Raw genomic sequence first — 25,141 nt, 5'->3', positions numbered from 1 at the left:
TTCATGTGCGGCCGCCGACTTCGTCGACATGGCGCAGCATGTCGTCGGGATCTTCATAGACGCGGAACGTGCCCGATTGGCGGAGCTTCTACGGTGCCGTAGCCGCCGCTGAGCAGGCCGACATCCAGTAGGACCGTGCGATGCGTCACCCGCCGCGCGCCGCGTCATGGATTTCGGCAAAATCCAGCCCATATTCCTAGATGTGGAGCTTTGAGCGTGAAACTCGCGCGTGCGGTCCTGCTTGCCGCGGCTTTCGTGGCTGTTGCGGCCGTTTGTCCCTCTTCCGCAACCGGAGAGGCGGACGGCCGGGAGAAAATTGTGTTGCGCGTCGAGATAGACGGCGCCATCGGTCCGGCGAGTGCCAGGCAGCTCGAGGAAGCACTGGCGGTGGCCGCGGACCGAAATGCCCAGGCTCTCATCCTGCAGATGGACACGCCCGGCGGGCTGGTCACCAGCATGCGCGAGATGATCGCCGGCATTCTCGCCTCGCCGGTTCCCGTCATCGGCTATGTCGCGCCCGCCGGCGGGCACGCGGCGAGCGCCGGAACCTACATCCTCTACGCCACCCATCTGGCGGCGATGGCGCCCGGCACCAATCTGGGCGCGGCAACGCCGATCGAGATGGGCGGGCCGCTGCCATCGTTTCCCGGTGGCAAGAACGATGGCCCGGAGGCGGACAAGGACAAGAAGAACGCACCCGCGGGCGATGCGATGATCGCCAAGGCGACGAACGATGCCGTTGCCCTGATCCGCAGCCTGGCTGAATTGCGCGGGCGCAATGCCGAATGGGGAGAAAAGGCCGTGCGCGAGGCGGCCAGCCTGTCGGCCGGCGCGGCGCTGCAGCAGCATGTCATCGACTTCGTCGCCCGCGACACCACCGAACTGCTTCAACTGGCCGACGGCCGGACAGTCGAGATCGTCGGCAAAAAAGAGGCAATGGCGACGAAAGGACTGCCGGTCGAAACGCTCGAGCCAGGCTGGCTCATCCGGCTTCTCGCCGTGATCACGGACCCGAACATCGCCGTCATCCTGATGCTGGTCGGCGTCTATGGCCTCGTCTTCGAATTCACGAGCCCGGGCGCGGTCGCGCCCGGCGTGATCGGCACGATTTGCCTTCTGCTCGGACTCTATGCGCTCAATCTCCTGCCGATCAGCTATGCCGGCCTTGCCTTGATGCTGCTTGGCATCATCTTCCTGGTCGTCGAAGCCTTGAACCCGACTGTGGTCCTTGGGCTGGGAGGCGTGGCTGCGTTTCTGCTGGGCGCTGCAATGTTGCTCAGGATCGAGGGGCCCGGCTTCGAGATGTCGTGGGCCGTTATCGGCACCGCCGCCGTCCTGACGCTCGGCCTGGCGCTGTTGACCGGCAGCTATCTGTGGGCGGCCCGCAAGAACGTTCCGCGTGTTGGCGCACAGGCCATGCAGGGGCTGCCGGCGGAGGTCCTCGACTGGCAGGGCAGCGAGGGCCACGTGCTCGCCCGGGGCGAGCGCTGGCGGGCAAAAGCCGACGAACCGCTTGCAGTGGGCGACAGCGTCGAGGTGGCCGATGTCAGGGATCTTGTGCTGACGATACGGCGCCGCAATGTGAGAAGCGATGGAGCAAGGCAATGATCATCGGTTATGTGGCCTATCTGGCAGCAGCGCTCGTCGTGGTCATGTTCCTATCCGCGGCCATTCGCATCCTGCGGGAATATGAGCGCGGCGTGGTCTTCACGCTCGGCCGCTTCACCGGGGTCAAGGGCCCCGGCCTTATCATCCTCATCCCCTTCGTGCAGCAGATGGTGAAGGTCGACCTGCGAGTGGTGGTCCAGGACGTCCCGCCGCAGGACGTGATCTCGCGCGACAACGTCTCGGTGAAGGTCAACGCGGTGCTGTACTTTCGTATCGTCGACGCCGAGCGGGCGGTGATCCAGGTTGAAGACTTCATGACCGCCACCAACCAGCTGGCACAGACCACGTTGCGGTCGGTGCTCGGCAAGCATGAGCTCGATGAAATGCTGGCCGAACGTGACAAGCTCAACAGCGATATCCAGGAGATTCTCGACCAGCGCACCGATGCCTGGGGCATCAAGGTCTCCGATGTCGAGATCAAGCATGTCGACCTCAACGAGAACATGGTCCGCGCCATCGCCAAGCAGGCCGAGGCGGAACGGCTGCGGCGTGCGAAAGTGATCAATGCCGACGGCGAACAGCAGGCGGCGGCAAAGCTCGTCGAGGCCGGCAAGATGCTGGCCGAAGCACCGCAGGCCATGCAGCTACGCTATTTCGAGGCTCTCCATGACATCGCCGGTGAGCGCTCGTCGACGGTCGTGTTTCCGGTGCCGATGGATCTGCTCGGTCATTTCATCAAGCAGGGTGGTGGAGGCGGAGGCGGCTGAGCGCGTAATCTCCCCCCTCGAGGGGGAGATGGCCGCGAAGCGGCCAGAGGGGGTCGTCTCACATAGATCGCCGACGCCTTCCTCTACGAGAGACGGCGCTGACGCTCCACGCGCCGCGACCCACCCTCACCTCCGCCACGGCGGGACCGGCGCAAAGCGTTTGCCGATCCAGTCGGCGAAGGCACGTGTCTTGGCGGCTTGCCCCTTGGCCGAAGGCATGACGACATAGACCGCGCCTTCGTCGGCAAGCGTCCAGTCCTCCAGCACTGGCACCAGCCGGCCGTCGGCGAGCTCGCGTCCGACCAGCCAATCCGTGCTCATCATCAGCCCGACGCCCTGCACGGCGGCTTCGACCAGTACCTCGGCATCGTCGGTGACCAGCGGCCCGGAGACCTCGATACTGACGCGCCGGCCCGAACTGTCGGTCATCTCCCAGGCCGGAAAGGTCTGGAAACCCGAGAAGCCCAGGCAGCTGTGTTCCAGCAGCGCCTCCGGCGCAGTCGGCGTGCCCCGGCGGGCGAGGTAGGACGGCGCGGCGCACAGCAGCCGCCGCCGTGTCGCGACCTTGCGCGCCACCAGCCGCGAATCCTCCAGCGCGCCGAGACGCACGGCGACATCGAAATTCTCGGCGACGAGATCGACGAAACGGTTGGAGAACTCGGCCTCGATACGGACTTCGGGAAATTCGGTGAGAAACTGCGGCAGCAGCGGGCCGATCCACATGCGCCCGAACGAGCCGGGCAGCGCCAGCCGCAGCACGCCGCGCGGCCCGCCGCCGGCATGCGCCGACGCGGCAGCCTCGGCCTCGTCGACCGCAGCCAGGATGGCGCGGACCCGGATGAGAAATTCCGAACCCGCCTCGGTCAGCGACACGCTTCGTGTCGTCCGGTGCAGCAGGCGCACGCCCAACCGCTCTTCCAGCGAGGCAAGGCGCCGCGACAGGATCGTCGCGTCGCGGCCGATGCGAGCAGCCGCCCTGGTGAAGGAGCGTGCTTCAGCGATTGCCGCGAAGGCGGCCATTTCGACCAATGCTGCCGGTTCGTGCGATTGCTGCATCAGGTGCAGAGCTCATATGTAAAAGCCAAGGATTATATACCAATAGCGCAGCAGCTAGTTTCACTCAATCCCGGCCCGTCAATCGGCCATCAACCGGAGTGAGACATGAAAGCGATCGAACTGACTGCCCCGAGACTGGACGCGTTTCGCGCGGCCACCGTTCCCACGCCTGAACCGCAACGCGGCGAAGTGCTGATCCGCCTGCGCGCCGCAAGCCTCAATTTTGTCGATGTCGCGATAGCGAGCGGCAACTATCCAGGTCCGAGCTTTCCGCTCATTCCCGTCGTCGACGGCGCCGGCGAGATCGTCGGCATTGGCGAGGGCGTGTCGAGGCTCGCCATCAACGACCGCGTCATCGCCCATGCAAAACCGCGCTGGATCGGCGGCCGTCCGCGGCCTTATGAGACCAGAGAGATGCGCGGGCTGACACTGCCCGGCTCGCTCGCCGAATATGTCGCGCTGCCGGCCAATGCCGTCGTGCCGATGCCGGCGCATCTGTCCTTCGAAGCGGCAGCGACGCTGCCGATCGCCGGCACCACCGCGTGGAATGCGCTTCGCGCCGCCGATGCCGGGCCGGGGTCGGTCGTCGTCCTGCTCGGTACCGGCGGTGTCTCGATCCTGACCCTGCAGCTGGCCAAGGCAGCCGGCGCCACGGTCATCATCACCTCCTCGTCTGACGAAAAGCTGGCGCGCGCCAAGGCCTTGGGTGCGGATCATCTCATTAATTATCGTGAGACGCCGGACTGGGACGCCAAGGTGCTCGAGTTGACCGACGGGCTCGGCGCCGATCTGATCGTCGAAACCGGCGGCGCGGCGACCTTCGCCCGCTCCATCAATGCCGCGGCGCCCGGCGGCACGGTGTTCGCCATCGGCTTCGTCACCGGCGCCGAGGCCACCACGAACCTGCTGCCGATCATCATCAAGGCACTCAAGGTGGTGGGCAACAACACCGGTTCGGTATCCGACCTGCGCGACGCGGCGCGGGCCATCGGCGCCGCCCGTATCGATCCGGTCATCGACACTGTCTACAGCCAGCATCAGGCGACCGAGGCCTACGCCCATATGGCGGCCGGCGGCCGGCATTTCGGCAAGCTTGCATTCAGTCTGTCGTGGTGAGCCTGAAAAAGGCAAAGCGTCGAAGCTGCCGATCTCCCCTCTGGCGGGCCTCTGGCGGGGAGATCGGTCGTCACCTCGGCTTTTGACAATCGCCAATGCGCCGACAGTCCCAACCTCCGCCTAAATCAGCTTCTCCAGCGTGATCGGCAGGTCCCGCACCCTTTTCCCGGTGGCGTGGAATACCGCGTTGGCGATCGCCGGCGCCACGCCGACAATGCCCAGCTCGCCGACCCCCTTGCCGCCAAGCGCCGAGGAATGCGGATCGGGAATACCGACCGAGATCACCTCGATGTCGGGAATGTCGGCATTGGTGGCGATGAGATAGTCGGCGAAATTGTCGTTGACGATGCGCCCATGCCGGCGGTCGACGATGCCCTCCTCGAGCAGCGCCTGGCCGATGCCCATGATGATGCCGCCCTTCCATTGGCTTTCGGCGAGCTTGGGATTGTAGAGCCGGCCCGAATCCAGCGCCGACACCACGCGGGAAACGCGAACCGTGCCAAAGTCCTCGTCGACGCGGACTTCGATGAAATGCGCGCACCAGCTGTGGCGGGAATAGTCGCCCTCGGTGTGTGGCAGCGCCATGGCTATGGTGGTGTAGTTCTTGTAGCGGTCCTCGACCGTCGAATTGGCCGGCATGGTGTCGCCCTTCGCCTCGATATGCTCGCGCCCGACGCTGCTGAGCAGTTCGGCGATCGAAACCTCAGGGCCGTTGCCGCGCGGCGAGGCGATGCGGCCATTGGCGACGACGAGCGTGTTGGCCTGCAGCGCATGGAACGGCGAAGCCGGATCGCTGATGGCGAGCCCGATCAGCTGGTCGAGCGCGGCACTCGCCGCCTTGTGGACGGCGCCGGTCATCACCCCGGCCAGCCGCGAACCGCCGGTGACGCCGGCACGGGCATAGCGGGAATCGCCAAGTTTGACGACGACGTTTTCCGCCGGCACGCCCACCACCTCGGCGGCGGTCTGCGCCAGGATCGTGTAGGTGCCCTGCCCCATGTCGATCGATGAGCTTTCGACCTCGACCGAGCCGTCGGCGAGAATACGCACGACCGCCTCGCCATAGGCGCGCCGCACCGGGTAGGTGCCTGCCGCGACACCCCAGCCGATCAGCTGGTTGCCGTCGCGCATCGAACGCGGCCGGGGGTTCCGCTTCGACCAGCCAAAGGCTTCGGCGCCGGCCGCAAAGGCCTCACGCAGCTGCCGTGTCGACCACGGCTTCTTCGCATGCGGGTCCTGCTCGGCATAGTTCCTGAGCCGGATTTCCAGCGGATCGATACCGACCTCATAGGCGAGCTCGTCGATGGCGCTTTCGATGCCGAAGGCGCTCGGGTTCTCGCCCGGCGCGCGCAATGCCCCCGGCACCACCGTGTTGACCCGCACGACGTTCTGCCGCGACGAGAAATTCGGCGTCGCGTACATGACCGAGGTGACCGAGCCGAGCGGCTCGACCCACATGCCGTCGACCGAGGTCTCGTTGACGCCGCGATGCACGACCGACTGGATCTGGCCCTCCGCGTTGGCGCCGAGCGCCACGGTCTGGCGCGTCGCCGCCCGTCCGCCATAGGCGGTGAAGGTCTGCGGCCTGGTGACCGCCAGCTTCACCGGCCGTCCCAGCATTTTCGCGGCGACTGCCGCTACAGCGCCGTAGCCATAGGCAAACGCCTTGGAGCCGAAGCCGCCGCCAATATAAGGCGAGACCAGTCGTACATTCTCGAACGGCACGCCGAACCATTCGGCATAGGTCCGCGCCATGCCGTCGAGCCATTGGCTCGGCTCCCAGACCGTCAGCTGGTCGCCCTGCCACTTTGCGATCAGGCCATGCGGCTCCATCGGCGCTTGGTATTCGCGCGGCGTGTTGTAGGCGTTGCAGATCCTGACCGGAGCCGAGGCGAACGCTGTCTCCGCCTCGCCCCATTCCTTGGTCATCGCATCGACGGGGATGCCGTCGCCGGCCTTTGGATCGCTGAGGTCGACGATCGCCGGCGCCTCGTCATAGGCGATCTTGACCAGCGCCGCGGCGGCGACCGCCTGCTCGAAACTCTCGGCCACCACCGCCGCGACATGCTGGCCGCTGAAGGTGATGTCGCGCGCCAGCGGGCAATAAGCGACGTCCGGCGGCGGCGTGCCCAGCCAGTCCGTTGCGGTTCTCAGCGGCAGGATATTGTCGGGCGTCAGCACCAGCAGCACGCCGGGCGACGCCTTGGCCGCGGCCGTGTCGATCGAACGCACCCGGCCGGCGGCAATGGTGCTCTCGACCAGCACCGCATGGGTAAGCCCCTCGAGCTGCTGCTCGACGGCGTATTTGGCGGCACCGGTGATCTTGGCCGGGCCGTCGACGCGCGACAGCCGGCCGCCGACCTGGTCGGCGAGGACGGCACCGTCCGAAGCGTCGCCGCGTTTGGCATCGCCGGGTCTTGTTCTCAACTCGTGAACGGTCATGCCGTTTCTCCCATTTTGAGGATGGCGCGGGCGACGACGCGCGGCGCCAGTTCGATCTTGTAGTGGTTGGCGCCATGGTCGACGGCGGCCTCGACGGCGAGCAGGCTGGCTTGCCTGACGACCTCCGGCTCGAGCACTTTGCCTTTCAGCGCCTCTTCGACGGCAAGGGCGCGCCATGGCTTGGTGGCGACGCCGCCAAGTGCCACGCGCAGATCGCGGATCGTCCGTCCGTCAGCCTCGAATTCGATGCCGACCGCGGCACTTGCCGCGGCGAATTCATAGGACTGGCGGTCGCGGACCTTGAGATAGGTCGAGCGTCGGGCGGCGGCGGAAGCCGGAATGCCGATCGCGGTGATCATCTCGCCGGGCTCGATCGCATGTTCCTTGTCGGGCGTGTTGCCCGGCAGCAGGAAAAAATCATCGACGGCAATCTGGCGGTCACCGAGATGGACGGTCGCGTCGAAGGCGACGAGCGCAACGGCCAGGTCGCCGGGATAGGTGGCGACGCAGGCCTCGCTGGTGCCGAGCACGGCATGGCCGCGGGTGACCCCGCCAATCGCCGAGCAGCCGCTGCCGGGCGAGCGCTTGTTGCAAGCGGGGAAATTTGCCGGATCGCGGAAATAGGGGCAGCGTGTACGCTGCATCAGATTGCCGCCGATCGTCGCCATGTTGCGCAGCTGCGCCGATGCCGCCTGCCACAATGCTTCCGAGACTGCGGGGAACCGGCTCTTGATATCGGCATGGTCGGCGACGCGGCTCATCCTGGCCAGCGCGCCGATCGTGGCGCCCCGGTCATCAACGGCAATCGTGTCCAGTCCTTTGAGATGGGTGATGTCGACCACGGTCTCGGGTTCGGCAACGCCGCATTTCGCGAGATCGACAAGCGTCGTGCCGCCGGCCAGAAGCATGGCGCCGGGAAGTGCTGCTGCCTCACGGGCTGCATCGACGGAGCCGGCGCGGAGATACGAAAAGTCCCTCATGACGCGGCCTCCATGGCCGCCTGGCGCACGGCGGCGACGATATGCGGATAGGCGCCGCAGCGGCAGAGATTGCCGGCCATGTATTCGCGGATCTCCTCATCCGAGCCGGCATGGCCTTCGCGAATGCAGGCGACCGCCGACATGATCTGGCCCGGCGTGCAATAGCCGCACTGGAAGGCATCCTGTTCGAGGAAGGCGGCCTGCACCGCATGCAGCGTGCCATCCTCCCCGGCAAGCCCTTCGATGGTGGTGATGTCCCTGCTTTCAGCCTGAGTGGCAAGCGTCAGGCAGGCCAGCACGCGCTGGCCGTCGATATGAACGGTGCAGGCGCCGCACTGGCCCTGGTCGCAGCCCTTCTTGGTGCCGGTCAGCCCGAGATGGTCGCGCAAGGCGTCGAGCAGAGTAACGCGCGGTTCGACCTCCAGCTCATGTCGATGTCCGTTGATTCGAAGTTGGATTGGAGTTCGGGTTTTGCTTGTCATGGGGCGTCTGGCTCCAGTTGCTTGACGCGGGAGGGGATGATCTGGTGCCCGGCCGGCGAGCGGCAAGATCAGCTTATGGCTAGGTGAGCTAATCTCCCCCCTTGCGGGGGAGATGCCCGGCAGGGCAGAGGGGGTCGGTTCGACTTGGCGCGAGCTCCGGGAGGGCTGCGGCTTGGGAGGTCGAAAGACGTGACATACCCGATCCCGTGATTACATGAGAAAGGCGCTCCACAATCGGAGGCGCCTCCGTTTGTTACCTAAGGGCCTGCTCCGCCCTGTTCAAGCCCCGGATCGAAAATGATCAAAATTGGAGGAAATTGGCAGGGCAGCCGGCCGTCATGTCTGGAGACAAAAAAGCACCACCGGCCCAAGCCGGTGGTGCTCTCTGAACTGTCTGTAGGGGCAGGACAGTCCAATGATCCTGAGGGGATCGTGCTCAACATGGGCTCATTTTTGCCCCACGGCATCGGCCGAACAGATGACGAGTGCCGGCCGCGAGGAAATATCCTCCGTCGTCATCCACCGGACGTCATCCACGGGCCGTGCACCGGAGGCGGGCAAGATGCCTCGCCTGCCGGAACGCCGGCCCAGACTCGATCCTGTGATTATATTTACTTGCGATTATATTTGTCGGAGACGTAACGAAGGTGGAAGCGTCTGCGTTCTTGAAACGGGGCCTGCCTATCCGGGTATGCTTCGGATCAGCACTGGAGAAAAAATTGGCCGCGGAGCCGCCCGTCATTTCTGGAGACAAAACCGAAGCCGCCGTTGCAAAGCCGCTGCGCGCCGACGCGCAGCGCAACCGCGATGCTCTGGTCGAGGTCGCGGCAAAAGCCTTTGCCGCGCAAGGCGTCGATGCCTCGCTGGAGGAGATTGCGCGCCAGGCCGGCGTCGGCATCGGCACGCTCTACCGGCATTTCCCAACCCGCGAGCACCTGGTCGAGGTGGTTTATCGGCGCGAAGTGGAAGGACTGTGCCAGGCGGCCGACGAACTCGCCCGCGATCATGCGCCCGACATGGCGCTCGAACAATGGATGCAGCGCTTCGTCGACTACATCGCCACCAAGCGCGGGCTGTCGACAAGCCTGCGCATCCTGCTCACGACCAACTCAACCCTGTTCTCCGACGTTTCCGGCAGGGTGACGCTCGCCTTGCGGCGGCTGATCGATGCTGCGGTCGCCGACGGCTCGATCCGCGGCGATGTCGATGCCTCCGACGTGCTGCATGCGCTGGGCGGCATCTATTCGGCCCCGGACACCAAGGACTGGCGCGACCGCTCGCGCCGATTGGTGTCGCTGCTGATGGATGGGTTGCGGTTTGGAGCGGCCAAATCCGGCCCATCCAAGGAATAACGAATGCAGTGACTGTCCTTATTTCAGCGAGATGCTCATACCGCTGAGATCGGCATTGACTTGCAGGCCTACCTGCCTGCCCGTGAGTTCGAGTTGGGCACCCTTGTCATTGGTCATGACGATCACCTGGGCTCCTTTGCCGAGCGCGCCGCCACCGCCCGCTGCACCGTACACCCCCGTCACATCCCGGGCGCGGCGTATGTGGCGCACGGTACCTTTGAAATAGGTCTTGGAGGCGCCGAAGGCGAGGCCGCCCGAGATGCCGCCGACCGAGATGGGATATCGGCGACCATGGAAGGTCAGTGTGCCCTCGCCTCCGGAGCCGCCGATGAAAAAGGCCGCCTTGTGGACGGCGAAGCGGATCGTACCGCTGTCGGCATGCGCGACGCTGGCAAAGCTAACTGCCGCCGCAGCGATGACGGCAACTGCGACTGAACGAAATCTGGACGAAATCTTCATGATGAGAACTCCTCAAGATCGCCGCAAGCCCAGCCGGCCGGGCACGTCGGCATCGTATCAAAGTCATAGCTGAACAGTCTCGCCCGTCATTGGTTCCAAGCACGCGGCCTGAATCCGGCTGCGAGAAGACCGCCACGAAACGAGGCGGATGGCGAGCGTAGTCCTGGCAGTAAGAACAGTGGCCGAATGGTGGGGATGATCGTAGGTGTTGAGGCGGAATGGTATTAGTCTGCGCTGTCTGGGGTTTCGGGAGCGCGGCAAAGGAATGGACTTCAACTCACGCCATGGCTACGTGCTGATCGGCGGCCTGATCCTGGTCGGTGCCGGGCTCCTGGTCGTTTCGCTGATCGTCAATCTTCGCGTGGCGCACAGTGTGCGTGACGACGTACGCCATCGTGAAAAGCTGCTGGAATATTATCGCAATATCTTTTCGCAGCTGGGCGTGATCCTGATCGGGATTGGCGTGTCCCTGTTCATCTTCTTTTTCCAGCAGAATTATCAGGACCAGCGCAAACGCGAAACGGAGCTCCAGCAGGTTCTCGCCAAACTGGCGGCGCGTGTTGCCCGTGGCAGCGCTGTCGTGGAGGCCCTCGGCGAATTCGACGCGCTGCTGGATGATGGCGGTGCCTATGTCAGTCCGGAACACGGCGGTGACAACGCCGCTGTCAGCGCCCAGGGAACGGGGCTCGCCAAGCAGGTTTCCCAGATCCTTCTGGTCGAGCGCGACGTCGATGTTCAGGGGTTCGATATTCTCAATCTGTCACGCGATTTCGAAGCATCGTTCGTTGTCAACGAGCTCAACCCAACGCTATGGTTCAACATCGTCCGGGACGAGAGCGACATCAAATATGCCACCACCCAGATCGCCCTGGATTACAAGGACCTGCAGGATGCAATCGGCGGCGAGCCGATCGAGGTTGCGATCGCCAATCCCGAAAAGGAACGGAAGATCAAGCAGGAGGTGCTCGACGTCTTTTATGATGCCGACCTCCTGCGCCAGCGCAGCAGGCGGTTTCTCGGCCGCGCGTGCTGGCTTTTCAGCAACGGGCGCGGCTTCGTCAAGCTTGCACCGGCCAATGAAATCGAAGCCGATGCGAGATCGCACCAGGAATGGCTCGACCGGTCGAAACCCTTCCTGACGCAGTTGAAGTTGGGAAGCGGCGATTGCTTCAAATTGCTCCAGTTCGGCCCGGCGTCTTTGAGTTGAGAACGAGCCAAACACTCAACGACCAGGTTCGACCCCATTGCGGACGATCAGTCAAGCGCCACAAACGCGTATGACTTCATCAGATCAAGTGTTGTCTCGGCGCGTACAGAAGGTTGTCTGGCACCTCGATCCGAACGAGTAAAATGTCTGTTCCTTGATCAATTCCGAACAAAGCGGCAATCGGTCGGGGACCATCGAAATGGCACGATGCCCATCGCTGTGGAGATGCATCTGTATCGGTTTCTTTGAGCTCGTCTTCGAGAATCCTACGCAATCCGACATCAAGGGCCTCGCCAGCCATGTGACCGAGTTCATCGATCAGCGGGTTCCAATTAACTAGCCAGACCCAATTCTGCACCCAGGCCACCTGCTGGTCTCCAATTTGGGACGAAAGCCGACTGATCTCGTTAGTCGGTCTTTGCATGATTTGTCGAATCCGCTATCGGCGATCCCTACCATAATAAGCTTGACTGCTTTTTGACCATCTCGGCTGTTGGCGGCAGCCAGCTGATTGAATTTTGACCTAAAGCGGTTCAGCTTTTGATAGTCGCTGACCCGCTCCAAATATCTGTTTTTACGCAATTATGGACGGAAAGCCGCTCCGGACTTTCCTGGAAGTGCTCTAATCTCCCACGCGTTGCAGCGTGCCGAGATGATTGTCGTCGAGAAATTCGACGGTGATGGCCGACGCCTTGCCGTCGGGGCCGACGGCAAAGCTGACGGCCGAGGGCCTGTCCGGCATCTCGGCATCGGGGAAGGTCACGAAGAGGTCGCGGTCGAAATGCTTCAGCGAATAGGACCGCGCGCCGGCAGGCCCGACCTTGAGGACAAGAGTGTCTCCTTCGCCCGATACAATAGCATCGCCGAAGAAATCGTTGAAGTAACGGCCTGCATAGGCACTGGCCGGCTCGGCCGGACTTGCTGGAGAGGGCGGCGCGGCATAGGTGGCCTCGGCCGCCGCAATCACCGGGCCGAACATGCTCGCATAGATATTATTCCATGCCTTTACCTTATCCTTCCCCAGCGTTCCGTCGAAAACGAGATCGGCGAAGCTGTCGGACAGCCCCTCCGGCACGCCTGTCGGAAAGGCGTTGGCGATGACGACGATGCCAAGCTTCTCCTCGGGGAAGAGCATCACCAGGCTGCGTGCGCCGGTGCTGAAGGCGCCCGCGTGACCCCAGATCAGCCCGTGCCGGCCGAATTCGATATTCCAGCCGAGGCCGTAGAAGGCCTCGCCTCCTGAGACGGGATTCTTGCCGCGAGCCGTCAAGGGAATATGTGTCTGTTCCAGCGCATCGGCGGCAATGAGTCTCTTGCCGGCATAGACCCCGTTGCCGAGCACAAGGCGCATCCATTGCGAGAGGTCGCGTGCGGTGGAACTGACGCCGCCTGCTGGCGCCTGCGCATCCGGATAGCGCTGGACTTTCGCGGTCCAGGCGCCATCGATTTTGGCGTGAAGCTCGGCGCGGTTGGCGTGCTTGATGAAGTCCGAATGACGGGAGCTGGTCGAGGCCATTCCAAGCGGACGGTAGAGCTTCTCTTCGGCGACCTCTTCCCATGATTTACCCGTCGGCTTCGCGGCCGCGACGGCACCCTCGGTCAGTCCGAAATTGCTGTAGGAATAGCCCGCACGAAAGCTCGATGACGGCGACACGAACCGCAGCCGGCGCAGGATCTCCGCGCGGTCATAGCCGATGTCCTCGAGGTCGTCGCCGGCGGTGCCGGGAAGCCCGCTGCGGTGCGCAAACAGGTCGCGGACCGTGAGTTCGCTGGTCGGATAGGGCTGGGCGAGCCGGAAAGCCGGATCGAGGTCGGCGATCTTCGAATCCCACGAAGCGATCCCCCCGCTGACCAGCGCCGCCACGACCGTGGCGGAGACAGGCTTGGAGAGCGAGGCGATCTGGAACACCGTGTCGGCGTCGACGGCCTCCGGCTTGCCGGCCTCGCGATTCCCAAAACCCTTGAGGAAGATCACCTCGTCGCCGTGCACGACACCGATGGCGAGACCAGGTACGCTACCATCCGCGACGACGCCTTCGGCCAGTAATTCGAGCTTCGCAATGGCCGCGGCGATCCTGTCGGGTGTAATGGTGTCGGCCGACGCCGCTTTCGGCGAAAGCGTAATGACGGCGATGAAGGCCAACATCCTCCACCGGAGGTGATTCCGGTTTGTGAATAGCCGCATGCTCAGCCCCCTCCGCCTCACCGGCGTGCACTATTGCAGCCTGACGCAGGGGAGGCCAGCCCCAAGGATCGCTTCCATCGACGGATGTTCGCTTCGCACCAGTCGAACTTCAGACAGCCGCGCCTGAGCTACGAAGCAGCGCGCAGGCGGAGGCGCCGCCTGCTGGCGCGGGCCTTCTCCGCCACCGCGGCGGTGATCTCGACCACGCCGTCTTCACGCGGTCTGGCGTTGGTGGCCTTGTGGAGCCGCTCATAGGGCAACAGGTCCTTGACCCGGGCTTGAAGCGACGCGACTTCGGCTCGCAGATCCTCGCATTCCTGCCGCTGGACGTCGAACTGTATCTGTTCGGATGCCTGCTGCAGGGAAAGCTGCGAAAAATTCGCGCTGACCGCGGAAAGATTCATCTTGTCGTTTTCGCTCTCCTTCGTGAGGGCGGACAATTTTTGCTCGACAATTTGCTTTTCCGCCACCGCGTCGCTCGCTTGGGCTTTGAGCCTGGCGATCTCGCTGGCGGCTTCGCTGTTGTGGTTGGAGGCGGCCTCCAGTCGCGATCGAAGATCCTCGATTTCAGAACGCAAGCCGGTCATCTCCGCGACACTGCGTGCAAGTTCGGCTTCCCTGTCACCGTCCCTGATGCGGGCCGCTTCCGTTATTTCCGATAGCTTTGCCTGCGCCATATCGAGCGATTTCTGCAGCCGCATCTCCTCTTTCTCGCTCTTGCCAAGCGCGGCCAGCAGTTCCGAAAGCTGCGCGGCATCATTGGCATGGACAGTCGAGAGTTCGTCCAGCCTGTGCCGGGCCTCGGCCTCCCGTTTCAGCGCCTTGTCGAGGTCGATCGACAGGCTGACATGTTTCTCCCGCAGCATCTCGTTCTCGCGCGAGCGTCTGTTGGCCTCGACGGCTCTGGCCGAGAGTGTTTTGACAAGCTCGCCGAACTCGGCCTCGCGTTTTGCGCTCGCATTGCCTGCGACGACGAGTTCCAGCCTTGCCGCAGCCAGCGCGCCGCGGAGTGCTTCCTTGTCCTCGACCAGGCTCGCCTCGTGCTGCTGCAGGGCCTCGATAGCGCTGTCGCGCTCGCGCTGCTTTCTGGTTGCATCGTGGAGCTGTTCGGACAGCACCCTTTGCTGCGCGGTCAGGCCGGTATTTGCCAGCTCCAATTCGTTGGCGCGAAGAATGTCGCCGTGAAGCAGTTTCAGGAATTCGCCCGTCAGATGATGCGAGGTCGCGATCTCCGACAGTTTCGCATTGATCTCCCCCAGATACTCCTGCGCGTCGTGAAAGAGCCCATCGACCGCATTTAAGGCAGCCAGCCGGGTTTGCGTATGGGGGGACAGCCGTCGTGCGGTCTCGAAGGCGTCCGCATTGGCTTCGAGCTGCGAGCTGTCATCCGTTGTCGCGAGATTCTCATCCGATACCGTCTCATCCGGCACAGTGACGTCGTTCAACGGCGACTGATCGTCCACATTGAGACATTCGCTAAACGCATCCGCCAAATCGGTTTCGAGCTCCTTGAACGCTCTCTCCACTGTCTCGGCACGCTTGATCAAACCTTTGAAATTCATGACCGAATATCCCTCTCGTGCAGCGCCGGCAAGGAGCGGATTTTCAATACTTGACCCTCGCCTCCCCCGAATGCGGGTTCATCTCCTGACGTGCGCTCTGGCCGACGCACGCTAGGGACAGGCTTGGCCACTGTCCTCGTGTGTTTGAATGACGCAAACCGTGTTCTGCCGCGCTCCATACCCGAGGCGTTGGCACCGCTCGCAAAACGCCTACTCATTTCACCCGAAACGGATATGAAGCGGCGCAAGCCTGAGGATCGCCTGGTGATTGTCTTAAGGACCGGCCGAGCCCTCGGTGTTCTGCAGCAGCTACAAGGTCACGGCCTAAGACGACGCGTGTCACTGCCGGGAGGCCTGACCTAATAGATGCCTGACCTAATAAATGATTGTGTTGAATACGTTTCGCTGATTAGCTGCTGTGCATAGACCAGGGACAAGACCGATAAAATGTTGTCCCGGGAGGACCGCGATGCCGGTGCTTGAGGTTCGCCACGTCTCCAAGAATTTCGGGGCTATCCAGGCCCTGACCGACGTTAGCTTCCAGGTGGAGCGAGGCGAAGTCGTTGGTCTGATGGGGGACAACGGCGCCGGCAAGTCGACGATAGTCAAGACTGTGGCCGGGAATTTTCCTCCGAGCGACGGCGAAATTGTAGTCGAGGGCGAGGTGTGCCACTTCCACCAGCCCGTGCAGGCCCGCGCCAAGGGGATCGAAGTTGTTTATCAGGACCTGGCGCTCGCCGATAATCTGACGGCCGCGCAGAACGTCTTTCTGGGGCGCGAGATCAAGAAGGGCTTCTGGCCGATCAGGATTCTTGACAAGCAGGCGATGATCGATCGCTCGGCAGCGCTGTTCAAGGAACTCAAATCGGAAACCCGGCCGCGCGACCTCGTCAGGAAGATGTCGGGTGGGCAGCGCCAGGCGGTCGCCATCGCGCGGACCCGGCTTTCAAATGCCAAGCTGGTGCTGATGGACGAACCAACGGCCGCCATCTCGGTGCGCCAGGTGGCGGAAGTACTCGAACTGATCCGACGCCTCAAAGCACAAGGAGTCGGCGTCATGCTGATCAGTCACCGAATGCCTGACGTGTTCGCCGTGGCAGATCGCATTATCGTCCTCAGGCGGGGCTCGAAAGTTGCCGACAAGCCAGCCGACAAAACATCGCCCGAGGAAATCACCGGACTGATAACGGGGGCCATCCGTGGCGAATAGTGTTCAGGAGTCAGTTGGCGTTCAGGGCTCAGTCGAAGAACATGGCAGGCCGGCCATGTCGGATTTCGTCCCGACCAAGGAAAAAACAGTTCTCCAACGTGTGATTTCAAGTCAGCCCTTCTGGGTGATGATCGCGCTCATCGCGCTCGTCATGTTGATGACTGCGATGGAGCCGAGCTTCGGCACCTCTGAAAACGTCGCCAATGTGACGCGCAACTTCGCACCTTTCGGCATCATGGCACTTGGCATGACGATCGTCATCATCACCGGCGGTATCGATCTGTCGGTCGGCTCCGTCATGGGTCTCGTGGTCATCGTCGCCGGCCTGTTCCTCACCTGGCATTATCCCTGGTACGTCGCCTTCGCCATGGGCCTTTTCTCCGGTCTGGCCTGTGGCGCGGTCAACGGATTCTTTGTCGCCTATGTCGGGATGCCGTCCTTTGTGGTCACCCTCGGCATGCTGTCCGTCGCGCGCTCGCTGGCGGTGGTATTCTCGGCCAACCAGATGCTCTACCAGTTCGGGCCCGATGCTCCGATCGTGAAGGCAATCGGTCAGTGGAAATGGCCGCGGCATGGTCCGAACGACTGGGCACCGCATTGGATACCAGAACTGTCGTCACAGTTCTGGACCATGGTGATCCTGGCCCTGATTGTCGGCTTCGTATTCAACTTCACAGCCTGGGCCCGGCATCTCTTCGCCATCGGCGGCAATGAGGAGGCGGCACGGCTCACCGGCGTTCCGGTCAACTGGATTAAATTCGAGGCCTATGTCTTCTCGGCTTTCACCGCCGCGCTCGCCTCGCTCCTGCTCCTCGGCTATAACGGTTCGGCTATAAATGCCATGGGCCAGGGCTACGAACTGCGCGTTATCGCCGCGACAGTCATTGGCGGCGCCAGCCTCATGGGCGGCGCCGGCACGGCCTTCGGTGCGATCATCGGTTCGGCCTTCCTCGAGGTGATCAGGAATGCGCTGCTGATGGCCGGCATCGATTCAAACTGGCAGGGTGCCTTCGTCGGCGCCTTCATCGTTCTTGCGGTTCTCTTGGGCATGCAAACGGGCGGCAAATCGATTCTCGCCGCGTCGCTGGCAGTCTTGATGCCCAAAAAACGCCGCTAGAAACCCGCCGGCGGGAGGCTTGCGGGACATCACACCAAGGAGGAGAACGTCACATGAAAAAACATCTGCTGACGGCCGCCGTCGCGCTTGGCGCAATGGTGCTTGCCGTTTCCGGCGCCCAGGCGAAATACACCTTCGCCCTGGTGCCGAAGAACATGAACAATCCTTTCTTCGACCAGGCACGCGACGGCTGCAAGAAAGCCGAGGCCGAATCCAATGGCGCCGTGGAGTGCATGTATATCGGCCCCGGCGAGCATGGTGGTGGCGACGAGCAGGTGCAGATCGTGCAGGATCTCGTGGCCAAGAAGGTGGACGGCATCGCCGTGTCGCCGTCGAACGCCGCCGCGATGGCGGTTGCGCTGCAGGCCGCCAAGGAAGCCGGCATCCCGGTCCTCACCTGGGACTCCGATCTCCTGCCCGAAAACAAGGATTTGCGCGTTGCCTATATCGGCACGCACAATTATGAGATCGGCGAGAACCTCGCCAAGCTTGTCATGCAGATCAAGCCCAAAGGCGGCACGATCTGCATCCAGTCCGGCGGCGCCGCGGCGGCCAACCACAACGAGCGCATGCAGGGCATTCGCGATACGCTTTCGGGCACCAAATCGGCGGCCTCGCCCGGGGATCGGCTGACGGGCCAGAACGGCTGGACCGAAATCGAAGGCTGTCCGCTCTACACCAACGATGATTTCCCGCTTTCGGTGCAACAGTTCGAGGATATCATGGCGAAAAACCCGAACCTCGACGCATTCGTCCCAACCGGTGGCTTCCCGCAGTTCATTCCCGACGCCAACCGCGCCGCGGTCGCACCGTACAAGGACAAGATCGCCTCGAAAGCCCTGGCCCTTGTCGTTGCCGACACGCTTCCGGTACAGATCGACCAGATGAAGGAAGGTTTCTCCCTTGGCCAGGTCGGTCAGCGGCCGTTCGAGATGGGCTACAAGACGATGATGGCGCTGAAGGACATGAAGGAGGGCAAGGCTCCGCCGGCCGACCCGACCTACACGGGCCTCGATGTCTGCACTCCGGAGACAGCCGACACCTGCGTCGCCAAATAGCGCTTTGGGCGGGAGGAAACTCCCGCCCTTTTCATAGGGGATCTCAATGCCGGAATTGTTCTCGCTCAAGGGCCGTGTCGCATTGGTCACGGGTGCCTCGCGTGGTCTTGGTTTTGCCATGGCCAAGGCACTTGCCGAAAACGGTGCGACGGTGATCGTCAATGCCCGCGACGTGGCCGCCCTTTCCGTGGCGGCCGAAAGGATCGGTGCAGAAGCCCTGCCGTTCGATGTCACCGACGCGGCGATCTCAAGGGCGTCGCTCGAAGGAATCGTCGAACGCCACGGCCGCCTCGATATTCTGGTCAACAACGCCGGCATCCAGCATCGGAAACCGCTGGTCGAATGGCAGGACGAGGATTTCAACCATGTGGTTGCCGTCAATCTGTCGGCTTGCTTCCGCATGATGCGCGACGCGGTGCGCCTGATGCTGCCAAACAAGTTCGGGCGCATAATAAACACCGGATCGGTCGCAGCGATCCTTGGCCGCCCCACCATTCACGCCTATGTGGCGGCAAAGGCGGGCCTGCACGGGCTGACACGCTCCACTGCCGCTGAGCTGGGCCGTCACGGCATCACCGTCAACGCCATCGCCCCCGGCTATTTCGCCACCGAGCTCAACACCGCACTTATGCACGACGAGGCCTTCACCAAATGGGTCGAGGCACGAACCCCCGCGGGCCGCTGGGCCCAGCCTGAGGAGCTCGGCGGAGCCGTGGTGTTTCTCGCCTCCGACGCTGCCGCTTACGTCAACGGGCACGTGCTGGCGGTTGACGGCGGGCTATCGGTTTCCCTGTGATTTCAACCGGCGGCACCGTGCCGGCAGGGCGTGCCTGCTAGCCGCCTGAAATGACGACTTGATGCATGCGCTGCTGGCCCGGTCCCCTGCGCGGACGCCGACGCCACACGATTGGATGCCGCGCCGCATTGCAGCCGCCGACTTTCGATTCGCAACAGGTTATTTCGACGTCTGGCGGCATCGATGCTTGATGCCGCCAATATTTCATTCCACACACCGGTCACAATGAGAGACGACATACGGGATCAGCGCCGGGTATTCGGGTGGGCCTTGCCTGCCTCCGCGGTCGTGCATTTGCTCGCCGCCGCGCTTCTTTTGTCCGCACTGCCGCTGTCGCCCCCGCAGCCGCAGAAGGAGCAGCCCATCGCAGTTGATATCGTGCCGCCGCCTAAACCGCCGGAAAAAACCAAACCTCCGTCCCCCGCTGAACCGCCCAAGCCGGAAAAGCAGCCGGAAGCCAAGGTCGAGACGCCGACGAGCCGTGAGGTCACCGCGCAGAGACCTGTCTTCCAATTCGGTGAGAAGGACGCCGGTCCTCGCAAGTCTCTGGACGGCAACAGTGCGGAGGATGGTTCGGAACAACCGCCAGCGCCGCAAGTTCCCAGTAACCAGGATCTTGCACAGCCACCTGCCGTGACAGCGGTCGAGGGGAAAGACCAGGCTCCGTCGCCTGGCGCATCACCGCCGCCGAAGCCCAAGCCAGCGGATGTCGCCAAAGTGCAAAGGCCCTTGAAGCTTCAGGAAGCGAAGAGATTGTTCTCGAAATCAGCAACCGGTGATCCGGTGGCGACAACCGCGATGAAAAATGTGCCGCGCGCCGTGCGGATCGGTCAGCTCTGCAACACGGAACTCGCACAGCAATTGGTGCACGCGTCGCCCCCTATTTCCCAAACAGCCTGCTTGAGTATCGGCTGAAGGCCGGCACGGTCATGAACGTCGCCAGTGCGCCGTTCCCTGCAAACGGGCAGTGGTACGATCTGAGCTTTCGCTGCGAGGTCGATCCGGACGCGACGAGAGTCGTGTCGTTTGCCTTTCGTGTTGGAAATCCGGTGCCGCGCAGCGAATGGAAGCGCCGCGGGTTGCCCGCCGAATAGGTGGTCGAGGCCACGGAGGCTGGCTGGCCGGCGCCATCAAATCCGGCCGGCGATGTCTTCGCGCGCTCCGGGCTGCCGAACCAACACGCGCCAAAAGTGCCTTTCGTCAGCGGCTGCCGAAGTCTAGCATACGGCTTTGGGAGGAGGCTTCGATGACTTCAAGTTTCAACGTTCACCATGCTGCCGGCTATGAGCAGCTCATGGGCCGCTGGAGCCAAAAGCTCGCGCCGCTGTTCATCGGCTTCGCGGGCCTCAAGGACGGCGAAAATATCCTCGACGTCGGATGCGGCACCGGCAGTCTGACCTTCGCGCTCGTCAAGGCCGCTGACCTCGGTGAGGTCGCGGCGATCGACTTTTCGGCCGTTTTCGTCGAGGAGGCAATCCGGCGCAACACCGATCCGCGGATAAAAATCCGTCAGGCGGATGCCTGCGCCCTGCCCTTTGAGGATGGCGCGTTCGACCGTGCCCTGGCCCTGCTCGTGCTCCATTTCGTGCCCGAAGCCGGCAAGGCAGTCGCCGAGATGCGCCGCGTCGTGCGGCCGGGCGGCGTCGTCGCGGCGACGGTATGGGACCATCTCGGCGGCATGCCGGGGATGCGCATGATGATCGACACGGTGGCGGTGCTCAGTGAAGGCGGACGCCAGCTGCGTGCCCGCTATTGCACGCAGCCGATGATGCAGCCGGGTGAAATGAAACGGACCTTTGTCGAACAGGGTCTCCGCGACGTTACGGAAACCCAGTTGATGATCCGCATGGACTACCAAAATTTCGATGATTACTGGGCGCCGATTGCCGCCGGCGAAGGGCCGCTCGGCAAGTATGTGGCCGCGCTCGACCCGGAAGAGCGGGCGCGCACCGACGCCGCCATGCGCGACGCCTACGAGGCCGGCGGGCCCGACGGCCCGAGGTCCTTTGCCAATGTCGCCTTGGCCTGCCGCGGCGTCGTTGCCTGACCCTTGGCGCTAATGCATGCCGCGCAAAAAGCGCGTCGCATGAGGCCGATCGAACGCGACGCGCTTTAGCCGATCCCATAGACCAGCCCGACGCGGCCGTCCGAAAGCTGTTCGACCTTGCGCAGTTCGAGCCCACGACGATTTTTCACCGTCCCAAACAGCGGCTTTCCGTCACCGGCGAGCAGCGGATAGACGATCAGCCTGAGCTCATCGACCAGCCCGGCATCGATAAGGCCCGCGGTAATTCGGGCGCCGCCCATAAGGTAGATGTCGTTGCCGGGCTGCTGTTTCAGCGCAGCGATATCCTCGAAATTCCGCACGAAGCGCGTCTTTGGCCAGGCCGCCGAAGTCATTGTGTTCGACAGCACATAATGCGGCGTCTGCGCGGCGAAGCGGGCCCATTCTAGCTCGGCCGGCTTCGGCAATTTGCCGGTCATCGGCAGCGGCTTGTCGGGCTCGTTCTGGATGGCGCTCCAGTAGCGCTCGTAGCCGGCATACATGACGCTGCCAAGCAGGCAGGCATCGATTTGCGGCGTCAGGCCGTATTCGTCCGACCACGCGTCGACCCAATCGGCGTAACCCTCGGGCCCCTCCATCTTGCCATCGACGGAAATCTTCATTCCAGCGATCAATTTGCGCATGACTTCCTCCATCAGGCTTGCGGGATGCAAGCACGTTTCATCGGTTCAGCGTTGCTTCGTGTTGCTGGCGGCGACCTCAGGGATAGCCGCCGCGAGTTACATCAGGCCGGCAGACGGCGGTCGTATTCTTCCCGCAGGCGGCTCCAGCCGTCCCAGAACGAGGTCGGCGTCTTGCCCGCCAGGCGGGCGGCCAGCAGGTCGAGGTGTATGTGCCAGCCGGCGGTGATGTTGAGCTGGATTGCACGTTCCGGCAGGCGGCGATGAACGACGGTGAGCAGCACATCGCTACCCTTCGCCTCCAGCAAGAAGGAGACGCCGCCGGTGTTTCCCCAGGTGATGGAAAGCTTGCGCGGCGGATCGAGTTCGGTGATCCGGCCCTCCATACGATGCTCTTCGGGAAAGCCCGCGGGGCGCTGGCCAGGCGGGTCCGTCAGCTCGTCGTTACGCCAGACCAATTCGAACGAGCTGCCGGCCTTCATTTCCATCCGGCCCGCGGCCATCCATTGCCGGCGCAAGTCACTCTCGGTGAGATAGGCCCAGACGCGTTCGATGGGTCCGGGCAAAAGGCGCTGGATGGTGAACGTGGCGGCCTCGCTCAGCGCGCCATAGGCGTCGATGCTTCTCATCTGGTTCATTGCTCGTCTCCTTCTTTCGGGTTGGGCGATTTCCTGGACTCATTCTGGGCTTTGCGTGCGTCCTCTTCGCGAAGAAGGCGTTCGAGAACATCGAGACGACCGGTCCAGAAGCGCTCGTAGAAGCTGAGCCACTGATGGGCGCTGGCCAGCGGTCCAGGGGCTAGTCGGCACAGATGCGTGCGGCCCCTCACCTCTCGACGAATAAGCCCTGCGTTCTCCAGCGCCTTGATGTGCTTGGAAGCCGCCGCGAGCGACATCACGAAGGGTTCCGCCAGCTGGCTTACCGTTTTCTCGCCATCGGCGAGATCGCGAAGCATGTGCCGCCGGGTGGCGTCGCCAAGGGCGTGAAAAACCGCGTCCATCTGGGGTGTCTCTAATTCAACCATGTAGTTGAATATAGATGCACGCTTTGAGATAGTCAACCATTTGGTTGAATAATTTATGCGAAGCGCCGCGGGGCCGTTTGCGCCATCGAGCGCGTCGACGTGACGGGAGATGCGGACGCGCCCCGCGACAATAAGGGCGAGGCCCTTATTTGCCGTCGAAGAAACTGTGGATCGCGGCTTCCAGCTTTTCGATAAGCTGAGGGTTGTGGCAGCTGCCAGCCCAGATCAGGGCGTTTAGCCTCATCTCTTTGTTGATAAAGCTCACTTTCCCAGAATCCAGCAGGTATTCCGCGATCTCGTAGTGCCGCCCCTTGATAGCCTCGATGAGCGCGTTGTTTCTCCCCGTCTTGTCGGTCAGATTTACTTCCGCGTCATTCTCCACGAGCAACTTGACGACTTCGAGATGCCCGTTCTTCGCCGCCTCGATAAGGGCCGTTCTGCCGTAGTAGTCAGCTCGAGCGTTGATCTCTATTTGGGGGTGTCTCACGAGGACAGAGATACACGCGTAATGTCCCTTGGCCGCCGCAAGGCTCAAGGGCGTGCTCTTCCACTTGTTTCTGGAATTCACGTCGATTTCCGGGTCTTCGATCAGCGCCTCCACCACAGCTGTGCGGTCATTGAGGGCTGAAAGGTGAAGTGCAGACCAGCCGCCGTCGTCCGACTGATTGATGTCGGCGCCAGCCGCCAATTCCGATCGAACCGCCTCCGCATCGCCTTGTTCTGCCGCGACCAGCAGGGGCGACCAGTCTCTTGCCCCTTCGGCTTCCAAGCTGTTGGTCAACGCAGTCGCCTCCTCGGATAGTCCACAGAATACCACAGAATCCGCGATAGTGGGGTCGTCCTGTATAGAGTTCCCTGGAGTCCGTGGGTCACAGAGAGCTGTCGGCCCGAAGCGGAGGATCAGCGCTTCACGTCCGTCTCCTCACATTCTCCTGATATCGACTGGCTTTGGCGGCCATTCAGACTAGATAGAGCCTGCGCCGGGCGGAACGATGCAGAAGGACCTGAACATGCCTGAACAGATTACCCTGAATAGACCTGAACAAATCAGATTGAACGACGGCTCCGCCATTCCGCAAATCGGCCTCGGCGTGTGGCAGGTCGATCCAGCCATCACCGCCAAGGTGGTGCGCTGGGGAATCGAGGCCGGCTACAGGCTGATCGACACCGCCGAAGGCTATCAGAACGAGGAAGGTGTCGGGCAGGCGATCCGCTCGGCCGGCGTGCCGAGAAGCGAGTTGTTCATCACCTCGAAACTGCGCAACGGCGCGCATCAGCGCGACGCCACCTTGCGCGCCTTCGACGAGACGATGAGCAAGCTCGGCATCGAACAGATCGACCTGTTCCTGATCCACTGGCCGGTGCCCAGCCAGGACAGATATGTCGAGGCCTGGAAGACGCTGATCGAACTCAGGCAATCAGGCCGGATCAAGTCGATCGGCGTTTCGAACTTCAACCAGGACCACCTCGAACGGATCATCGGCGAGACCGGCGTCACGCCGACCGTCAACCAGATCGAGCTCCACCCCCGCTTCCAGCAGCGTGACAAACGTGAATTCCACGACAGGCACAACATCCGCATCGAGAGCTGGAGCCCACTGGGCAGCGGCCGGCTGTTGAGCGATCCGACGCTTGAAAGCATCGCCAGGAAACACGGCAAGTCGGTGGCGCAGACGATCGTCAGGTGGCACCTTCAGGAAGGGCTGATCGTCATTCCAAAGTCGATCCACCAGGACCGCATCGCCGCCAATTTCGATGTCTTCGATTTCGAGTTGGAAGCGAAGGACCTCGAGCTTATCCGGGGCATGGATTCGCCCGACGGCCGCACCGGCCCGAACCCCGCCACGGCCGCATTCCTGTTCTAACGAGGCGGGCCAACCGGGACGTTGGCATTCCTTCACACCCCCCTCTGTCCTACCGGACATCTCCCCTTCAAGGGCAGGGGAATCGCATATGGCGATTTTGGGGTTGAGTTTAGGCTGAGAAAGGATTCTTTGGAGAGGCAGTTGAGCGAAGGAGCGACTGCCATTTCCTG

General features: G+C 62.8%; 25 protein-coding genes and 1 pseudogene. 13 read left to right on the top strand and 13 right to left on the bottom strand.

Annotated features, from left to right (window positions below; translation table 11 throughout):
• Position 1: 1 nt before the first annotated feature.
• Positions 2-128 (bottom strand): annotated as a pseudogene (locus NKI08_RS29110) (HAD family hydrolase); the annotation flags it as partial.
• Between the two features lie 88 nt (positions 129-216).
• On the opposite strand from NKI08_RS29110, the gene NKI08_RS29105 reads away from it, so the two are divergent.
• Complete coding sequence (locus tag NKI08_RS29105) at positions 217-1,608, top strand: NfeD family protein (protein ID WP_352451433.1); 1,392 nt, start codon at positions 217-219, stop codon at positions 1,606-1,608.
• Positions 1,605-2,375 (top strand): slipin family protein, encoded by a 771-nt coding sequence (locus NKI08_RS29100; RefSeq protein WP_023680344.1) that lies wholly within the window; start codon positions 1,605-1,607, stop codon positions 2,373-2,375. The genes NKI08_RS29105 and NKI08_RS29100 overlap by 4 nt, the downstream gene beginning before the upstream one ends.
• 126 nt (positions 2,376-2,501) lie before the next feature.
• Here NKI08_RS29100 and NKI08_RS29095 read toward each other — a convergent pair whose 3' ends face one another.
• Positions 2,502-3,431, bottom strand: a complete 930-nt coding sequence (locus NKI08_RS29095) for a LysR family transcriptional regulator (protein WP_352774397.1) — start codon at positions 3,429-3,431, stop codon at positions 2,502-2,504.
• Between the two features lie 105 nt (positions 3,432-3,536).
• Between NKI08_RS29095 and NKI08_RS29090 the strand changes: the two genes are divergently transcribed.
• On the top strand, positions 3,537-4,547 hold the full coding sequence (locus tag NKI08_RS29090; protein WP_352774396.1) for a zinc-dependent alcohol dehydrogenase family protein: 1,011 nt from the start codon (positions 3,537-3,539) through the stop codon (positions 4,545-4,547).
• A 120-nt stretch (positions 4,548-4,667) separates the two neighbouring features.
• Here the strand turns inward: NKI08_RS29090 and NKI08_RS29085 are convergent, their stop codons facing one another.
• The 3 genes from NKI08_RS29085 to NKI08_RS29075 are packed head-to-tail and all read right to left on the bottom strand — an operon-like array spanning position 4,668 to position 8,451.
• The gene (locus tag NKI08_RS29085; RefSeq protein WP_352774394.1) at positions 4,668-6,989 is read right to left on the bottom strand and encodes a xanthine dehydrogenase family protein molybdopterin-binding subunit; all 2,322 of its coding nucleotides are present in this window, start codon (positions 6,987-6,989) and stop codon (positions 4,668-4,670) included.
• Positions 6,986-7,969: an FAD binding domain-containing protein gene (locus NKI08_RS29080; protein WP_352774392.1), complete on the bottom strand. Its 984-nt coding sequence runs from the start codon at positions 7,967-7,969 to the stop codon at positions 6,986-6,988. Before NKI08_RS29080 ends, NKI08_RS29085 begins: the two co-directional genes overlap by 4 nt.
• Positions 7,966-8,451 (bottom strand): (2Fe-2S)-binding protein, encoded by a 486-nt coding sequence (locus NKI08_RS29075; protein ID WP_352451438.1) that lies wholly within the window; start codon positions 8,449-8,451, stop codon positions 7,966-7,968. The genes NKI08_RS29080 and NKI08_RS29075 overlap by 4 nt, the downstream gene beginning before the upstream one ends.
• A gap of 719 nt (positions 8,452-9,170) precedes the next feature.
• On the opposite strand from NKI08_RS29075, the gene NKI08_RS29070 reads away from it, so the two are divergent.
• Positions 9,171-9,803, top strand: a complete 633-nt coding sequence (locus tag NKI08_RS29070) for a TetR/AcrR family transcriptional regulator (protein WP_023677324.1) — start codon at positions 9,171-9,173, stop codon at positions 9,801-9,803.
• Positions 9,804-9,821: 18 nt separating this feature from the next.
• Here NKI08_RS29070 and NKI08_RS29065 read toward each other — a convergent pair whose 3' ends face one another.
• A complete protein-coding gene (locus NKI08_RS29065; protein ID WP_352774390.1) occupies positions 9,822-10,262 on the bottom strand; it encodes a lipid-binding SYLF domain-containing protein in 441 nt (146 codons plus the stop codon).
• Positions 10,263-10,527: 265 nt separating this feature from the next.
• Here NKI08_RS29065 and NKI08_RS29060 point away from each other — a divergent pair, with 265 nt between their 5' ends.
• Positions 10,528-11,469 carry a hypothetical protein gene (locus NKI08_RS29060; RefSeq protein ID WP_352774388.1) on the top strand — a complete coding sequence of 314 codons (942 nt, stop codon included), beginning with the start codon at positions 10,528-10,530 and terminating at the stop codon, positions 11,467-11,469.
• Between the two features lie 79 nt (positions 11,470-11,548).
• On the opposite strand, the gene NKI08_RS29055 is transcribed toward NKI08_RS29060, so the two are convergent.
• The 3 genes from NKI08_RS29055 to NKI08_RS29045 all read right to left on the bottom strand — a co-directional run bounded on the left by NKI08_RS29055 (position 11,549) and on the right by NKI08_RS29045 (position 15,216).
• Complete coding sequence (locus NKI08_RS29055; protein WP_352774387.1) at positions 11,549-11,836, bottom strand: hypothetical protein; 288 nt, start codon at positions 11,834-11,836, stop codon at positions 11,549-11,551.
• A gap of 255 nt (positions 11,837-12,091) precedes the next feature.
• Positions 12,092-13,654: a serine hydrolase gene (locus NKI08_RS29050; RefSeq protein WP_352706346.1), complete on the bottom strand. Its 1,563-nt coding sequence runs from the start codon at positions 13,652-13,654 to the stop codon at positions 12,092-12,094.
• 128 nt (positions 13,655-13,782) lie between these two features.
• Positions 13,783-15,216 (bottom strand): coiled-coil domain-containing protein, encoded by a 1,434-nt coding sequence (locus tag NKI08_RS29045; RefSeq protein ID WP_352706344.1) that lies wholly within the window; start codon positions 15,214-15,216, stop codon positions 13,783-13,785.
• Between the two features lie 469 nt (positions 15,217-15,685).
• Here NKI08_RS29045 and NKI08_RS29040 point away from each other — a divergent pair, with 469 nt between their 5' ends.
• The 7 genes from NKI08_RS29040 to NKI08_RS29010 all read left to right on the top strand — a co-directional run bounded on the left by NKI08_RS29040 (position 15,686) and on the right by NKI08_RS29010 (position 21,444).
• Entirely contained in the window at positions 15,686-16,426 is a 741-nt protein-coding gene (locus NKI08_RS29040) for an ATP-binding cassette domain-containing protein (RefSeq protein ID WP_254819718.1), read from the top strand.
• Positions 16,427-16,481: 55 nt separating this feature from the next.
• A complete protein-coding gene (locus NKI08_RS29035) occupies positions 16,482-17,543 on the top strand; it encodes an ABC transporter permease (RefSeq protein ID WP_352489990.1) in 1,062 nt (353 codons plus the stop codon).
• A 53-nt stretch (positions 17,544-17,596) separates the two neighbouring features.
• Positions 17,597-18,601, top strand: a complete 1,005-nt coding sequence (locus tag NKI08_RS29030; RefSeq protein WP_352489989.1) for a sugar-binding protein — start codon at positions 17,597-17,599, stop codon at positions 18,599-18,601.
• A 46-nt stretch (positions 18,602-18,647) separates the two neighbouring features.
• A complete protein-coding gene (locus NKI08_RS29025; RefSeq protein WP_352489988.1) occupies positions 18,648-19,397 on the top strand; it encodes a glucose 1-dehydrogenase in 750 nt (249 codons plus the stop codon).
• Positions 19,398-19,580: 183 nt separating this feature from the next.
• Entirely contained in the window at positions 19,581-20,312 is a 732-nt protein-coding gene (locus NKI08_RS29020; RefSeq protein ID WP_352774385.1) for a hypothetical protein, read from the top strand.
• Entirely contained in the window at positions 20,234-20,491 is a 258-nt protein-coding gene (locus tag NKI08_RS29015) for a DUF930 domain-containing protein (protein WP_352774440.1), read from the top strand. Before NKI08_RS29020 ends, NKI08_RS29015 begins: the two co-directional genes overlap by 79 nt.
• A 152-nt stretch (positions 20,492-20,643) precedes the next feature.
• Complete coding sequence (locus tag NKI08_RS29010; protein WP_352774384.1) at positions 20,644-21,444, top strand: class I SAM-dependent methyltransferase; 801 nt, start codon at positions 20,644-20,646, stop codon at positions 21,442-21,444.
• 65 nt (positions 21,445-21,509) lie between these two features.
• Here NKI08_RS29010 and NKI08_RS29005 read toward each other — a convergent pair whose 3' ends face one another.
• The 4 genes from NKI08_RS29005 to NKI08_RS28990 all read right to left on the bottom strand — a co-directional run bounded on the left by NKI08_RS29005 (position 21,510) and on the right by NKI08_RS28990 (position 23,887).
• A complete protein-coding gene (locus NKI08_RS29005) occupies positions 21,510-22,085 on the bottom strand; it encodes a dihydrofolate reductase family protein (RefSeq protein ID WP_352774382.1) in 576 nt (191 codons plus the stop codon).
• A gap of 101 nt (positions 22,086-22,186) precedes the next feature.
• The gene (locus NKI08_RS29000; RefSeq protein WP_352774380.1) at positions 22,187-22,720 is read right to left on the bottom strand and encodes an SRPBCC family protein; all 534 of its coding nucleotides are present in this window, start codon (positions 22,718-22,720) and stop codon (positions 22,187-22,189) included.
• The gene (locus tag NKI08_RS28995; RefSeq protein ID WP_352774438.1) at positions 22,717-23,106 is read right to left on the bottom strand and encodes an ArsR/SmtB family transcription factor; all 390 of its coding nucleotides are present in this window, start codon (positions 23,104-23,106) and stop codon (positions 22,717-22,719) included. The genes NKI08_RS29000 and NKI08_RS28995 overlap by 4 nt, the downstream gene beginning before the upstream one ends.
• A gap of 145 nt (positions 23,107-23,251) precedes the next feature.
• Positions 23,252-23,887, bottom strand: coding sequence for an ankyrin repeat domain-containing protein (locus NKI08_RS28990; RefSeq protein ID WP_352774377.1), 636 nt, complete (start codon positions 23,885-23,887; stop codon positions 23,252-23,254).
• Between the two features lie 229 nt (positions 23,888-24,116).
• On the opposite strand from NKI08_RS28990, the gene NKI08_RS28985 reads away from it, so the two are divergent.
• Positions 24,117-24,971: an aldo/keto reductase gene (locus NKI08_RS28985; protein WP_352774375.1), complete on the top strand. Its 855-nt coding sequence runs from the start codon at positions 24,117-24,119 to the stop codon at positions 24,969-24,971.
• Positions 24,972-25,141: the final 170 nt, after the last annotated feature.

This window comes from Mesorhizobium sp. M0768, from assembly GCF_040320195.1.
Lineage (GTDB): Bacteria > Pseudomonadota > Alphaproteobacteria > Rhizobiales > Rhizobiaceae > Mesorhizobium.
Note: the sequence above shows the minus strand (reverse complement) of the source record. Positions and strands in the feature narration are given on the sequence as shown.

What these genes read in the sequence shown, in the direction of transcription:
- NKI08_RS29100 (WP_023680344.1), top strand. Translation starts at nt 1,605, where the DNA reads ATGATCATCGGTTATGTGGCCTATCTGGCAGCAGCGCTCGTCGTGGTC.
- NKI08_RS29095 (WP_352774397.1), bottom strand. Translation starts at nt 3,431, where the DNA reads ATGCAGCAATCGCACGAACCGGCAGCATTGGTCGAAATGGCCGCCTTC.
- NKI08_RS29090 (WP_352774396.1), top strand. Translation starts at nt 3,537, where the DNA reads ATGAAAGCGATCGAACTGACTGCCCCGAGACTGGACGCGTTTCGCGCG.
- NKI08_RS29085 (WP_352774394.1), bottom strand. Translation starts at nt 6,989, where the DNA reads ATGACCGTTCACGAGTTGAGAACAAGACCCGGCGATGCCAAACGCGGC.
- NKI08_RS29080 (WP_352774392.1), bottom strand. Translation starts at nt 7,969, where the DNA reads ATGAGGGACTTTTCGTATCTCCGCGCCGGCTCCGTCGATGCAGCCCGT.
- NKI08_RS29075 (WP_352451438.1), bottom strand. Translation starts at nt 8,451, where the DNA reads ATGACAAGCAAAACCCGAACTCCAATCCAACTTCGAATCAACGGACAT.
- NKI08_RS29065 (WP_352774390.1), bottom strand. Translation starts at nt 10,262, where the DNA reads ATGAAGATTTCGTCCAGATTTCGTTCAGTCGCAGTTGCCGTCATCGCT.
- NKI08_RS29060 (WP_352774388.1), top strand. Translation starts at nt 10,528, where the DNA reads ATGGACTTCAACTCACGCCATGGCTACGTGCTGATCGGCGGCCTGATC.
- NKI08_RS29050 (WP_352706346.1), bottom strand. Translation starts at nt 13,654, where the DNA reads ATGCGGCTATTCACAAACCGGAATCACCTCCGGTGGAGGATGTTGGCC.
- NKI08_RS29045 (WP_352706344.1), bottom strand. Translation starts at nt 15,216, where the DNA reads ATGAATTTCAAAGGTTTGATCAAGCGTGCCGAGACAGTGGAGAGAGCG.
- NKI08_RS29040 (WP_254819718.1), top strand. Translation starts at nt 15,686, where the DNA reads ATGCCGGTGCTTGAGGTTCGCCACGTCTCCAAGAATTTCGGGGCTATC.
- NKI08_RS29035 (WP_352489990.1), top strand. Translation starts at nt 16,482, where the DNA reads ATGTCGGATTTCGTCCCGACCAAGGAAAAAACAGTTCTCCAACGTGTG.
- NKI08_RS29030 (WP_352489989.1), top strand. Translation starts at nt 17,597, where the DNA reads ATGAAAAAACATCTGCTGACGGCCGCCGTCGCGCTTGGCGCAATGGTG.
- NKI08_RS29025 (WP_352489988.1), top strand. Translation starts at nt 18,648, where the DNA reads ATGCCGGAATTGTTCTCGCTCAAGGGCCGTGTCGCATTGGTCACGGGT.
- NKI08_RS29020 (WP_352774385.1), top strand. Translation starts at nt 19,581, where the DNA reads ATGCTTGATGCCGCCAATATTTCATTCCACACACCGGTCACAATGAGA.
- NKI08_RS29010 (WP_352774384.1), top strand. Translation starts at nt 20,644, where the DNA reads ATGACTTCAAGTTTCAACGTTCACCATGCTGCCGGCTATGAGCAGCTC.
- NKI08_RS29005 (WP_352774382.1), bottom strand. Translation starts at nt 22,085, where the DNA reads ATGCGCAAATTGATCGCTGGAATGAAGATTTCCGTCGATGGCAAGATG.
- NKI08_RS29000 (WP_352774380.1), bottom strand. Translation starts at nt 22,720, where the DNA reads ATGAACCAGATGAGAAGCATCGACGCCTATGGCGCGCTGAGCGAGGCC.
- NKI08_RS28995 (WP_352774438.1), bottom strand. Translation starts at nt 23,106, where the DNA reads ATGGTTGAATTAGAGACACCCCAGATGGACGCGGTTTTTCACGCCCTT.
- NKI08_RS28985 (WP_352774375.1), top strand. Translation starts at nt 24,117, where the DNA reads ATGCCTGAACAGATTACCCTGAATAGACCTGAACAAATCAGATTGAAC.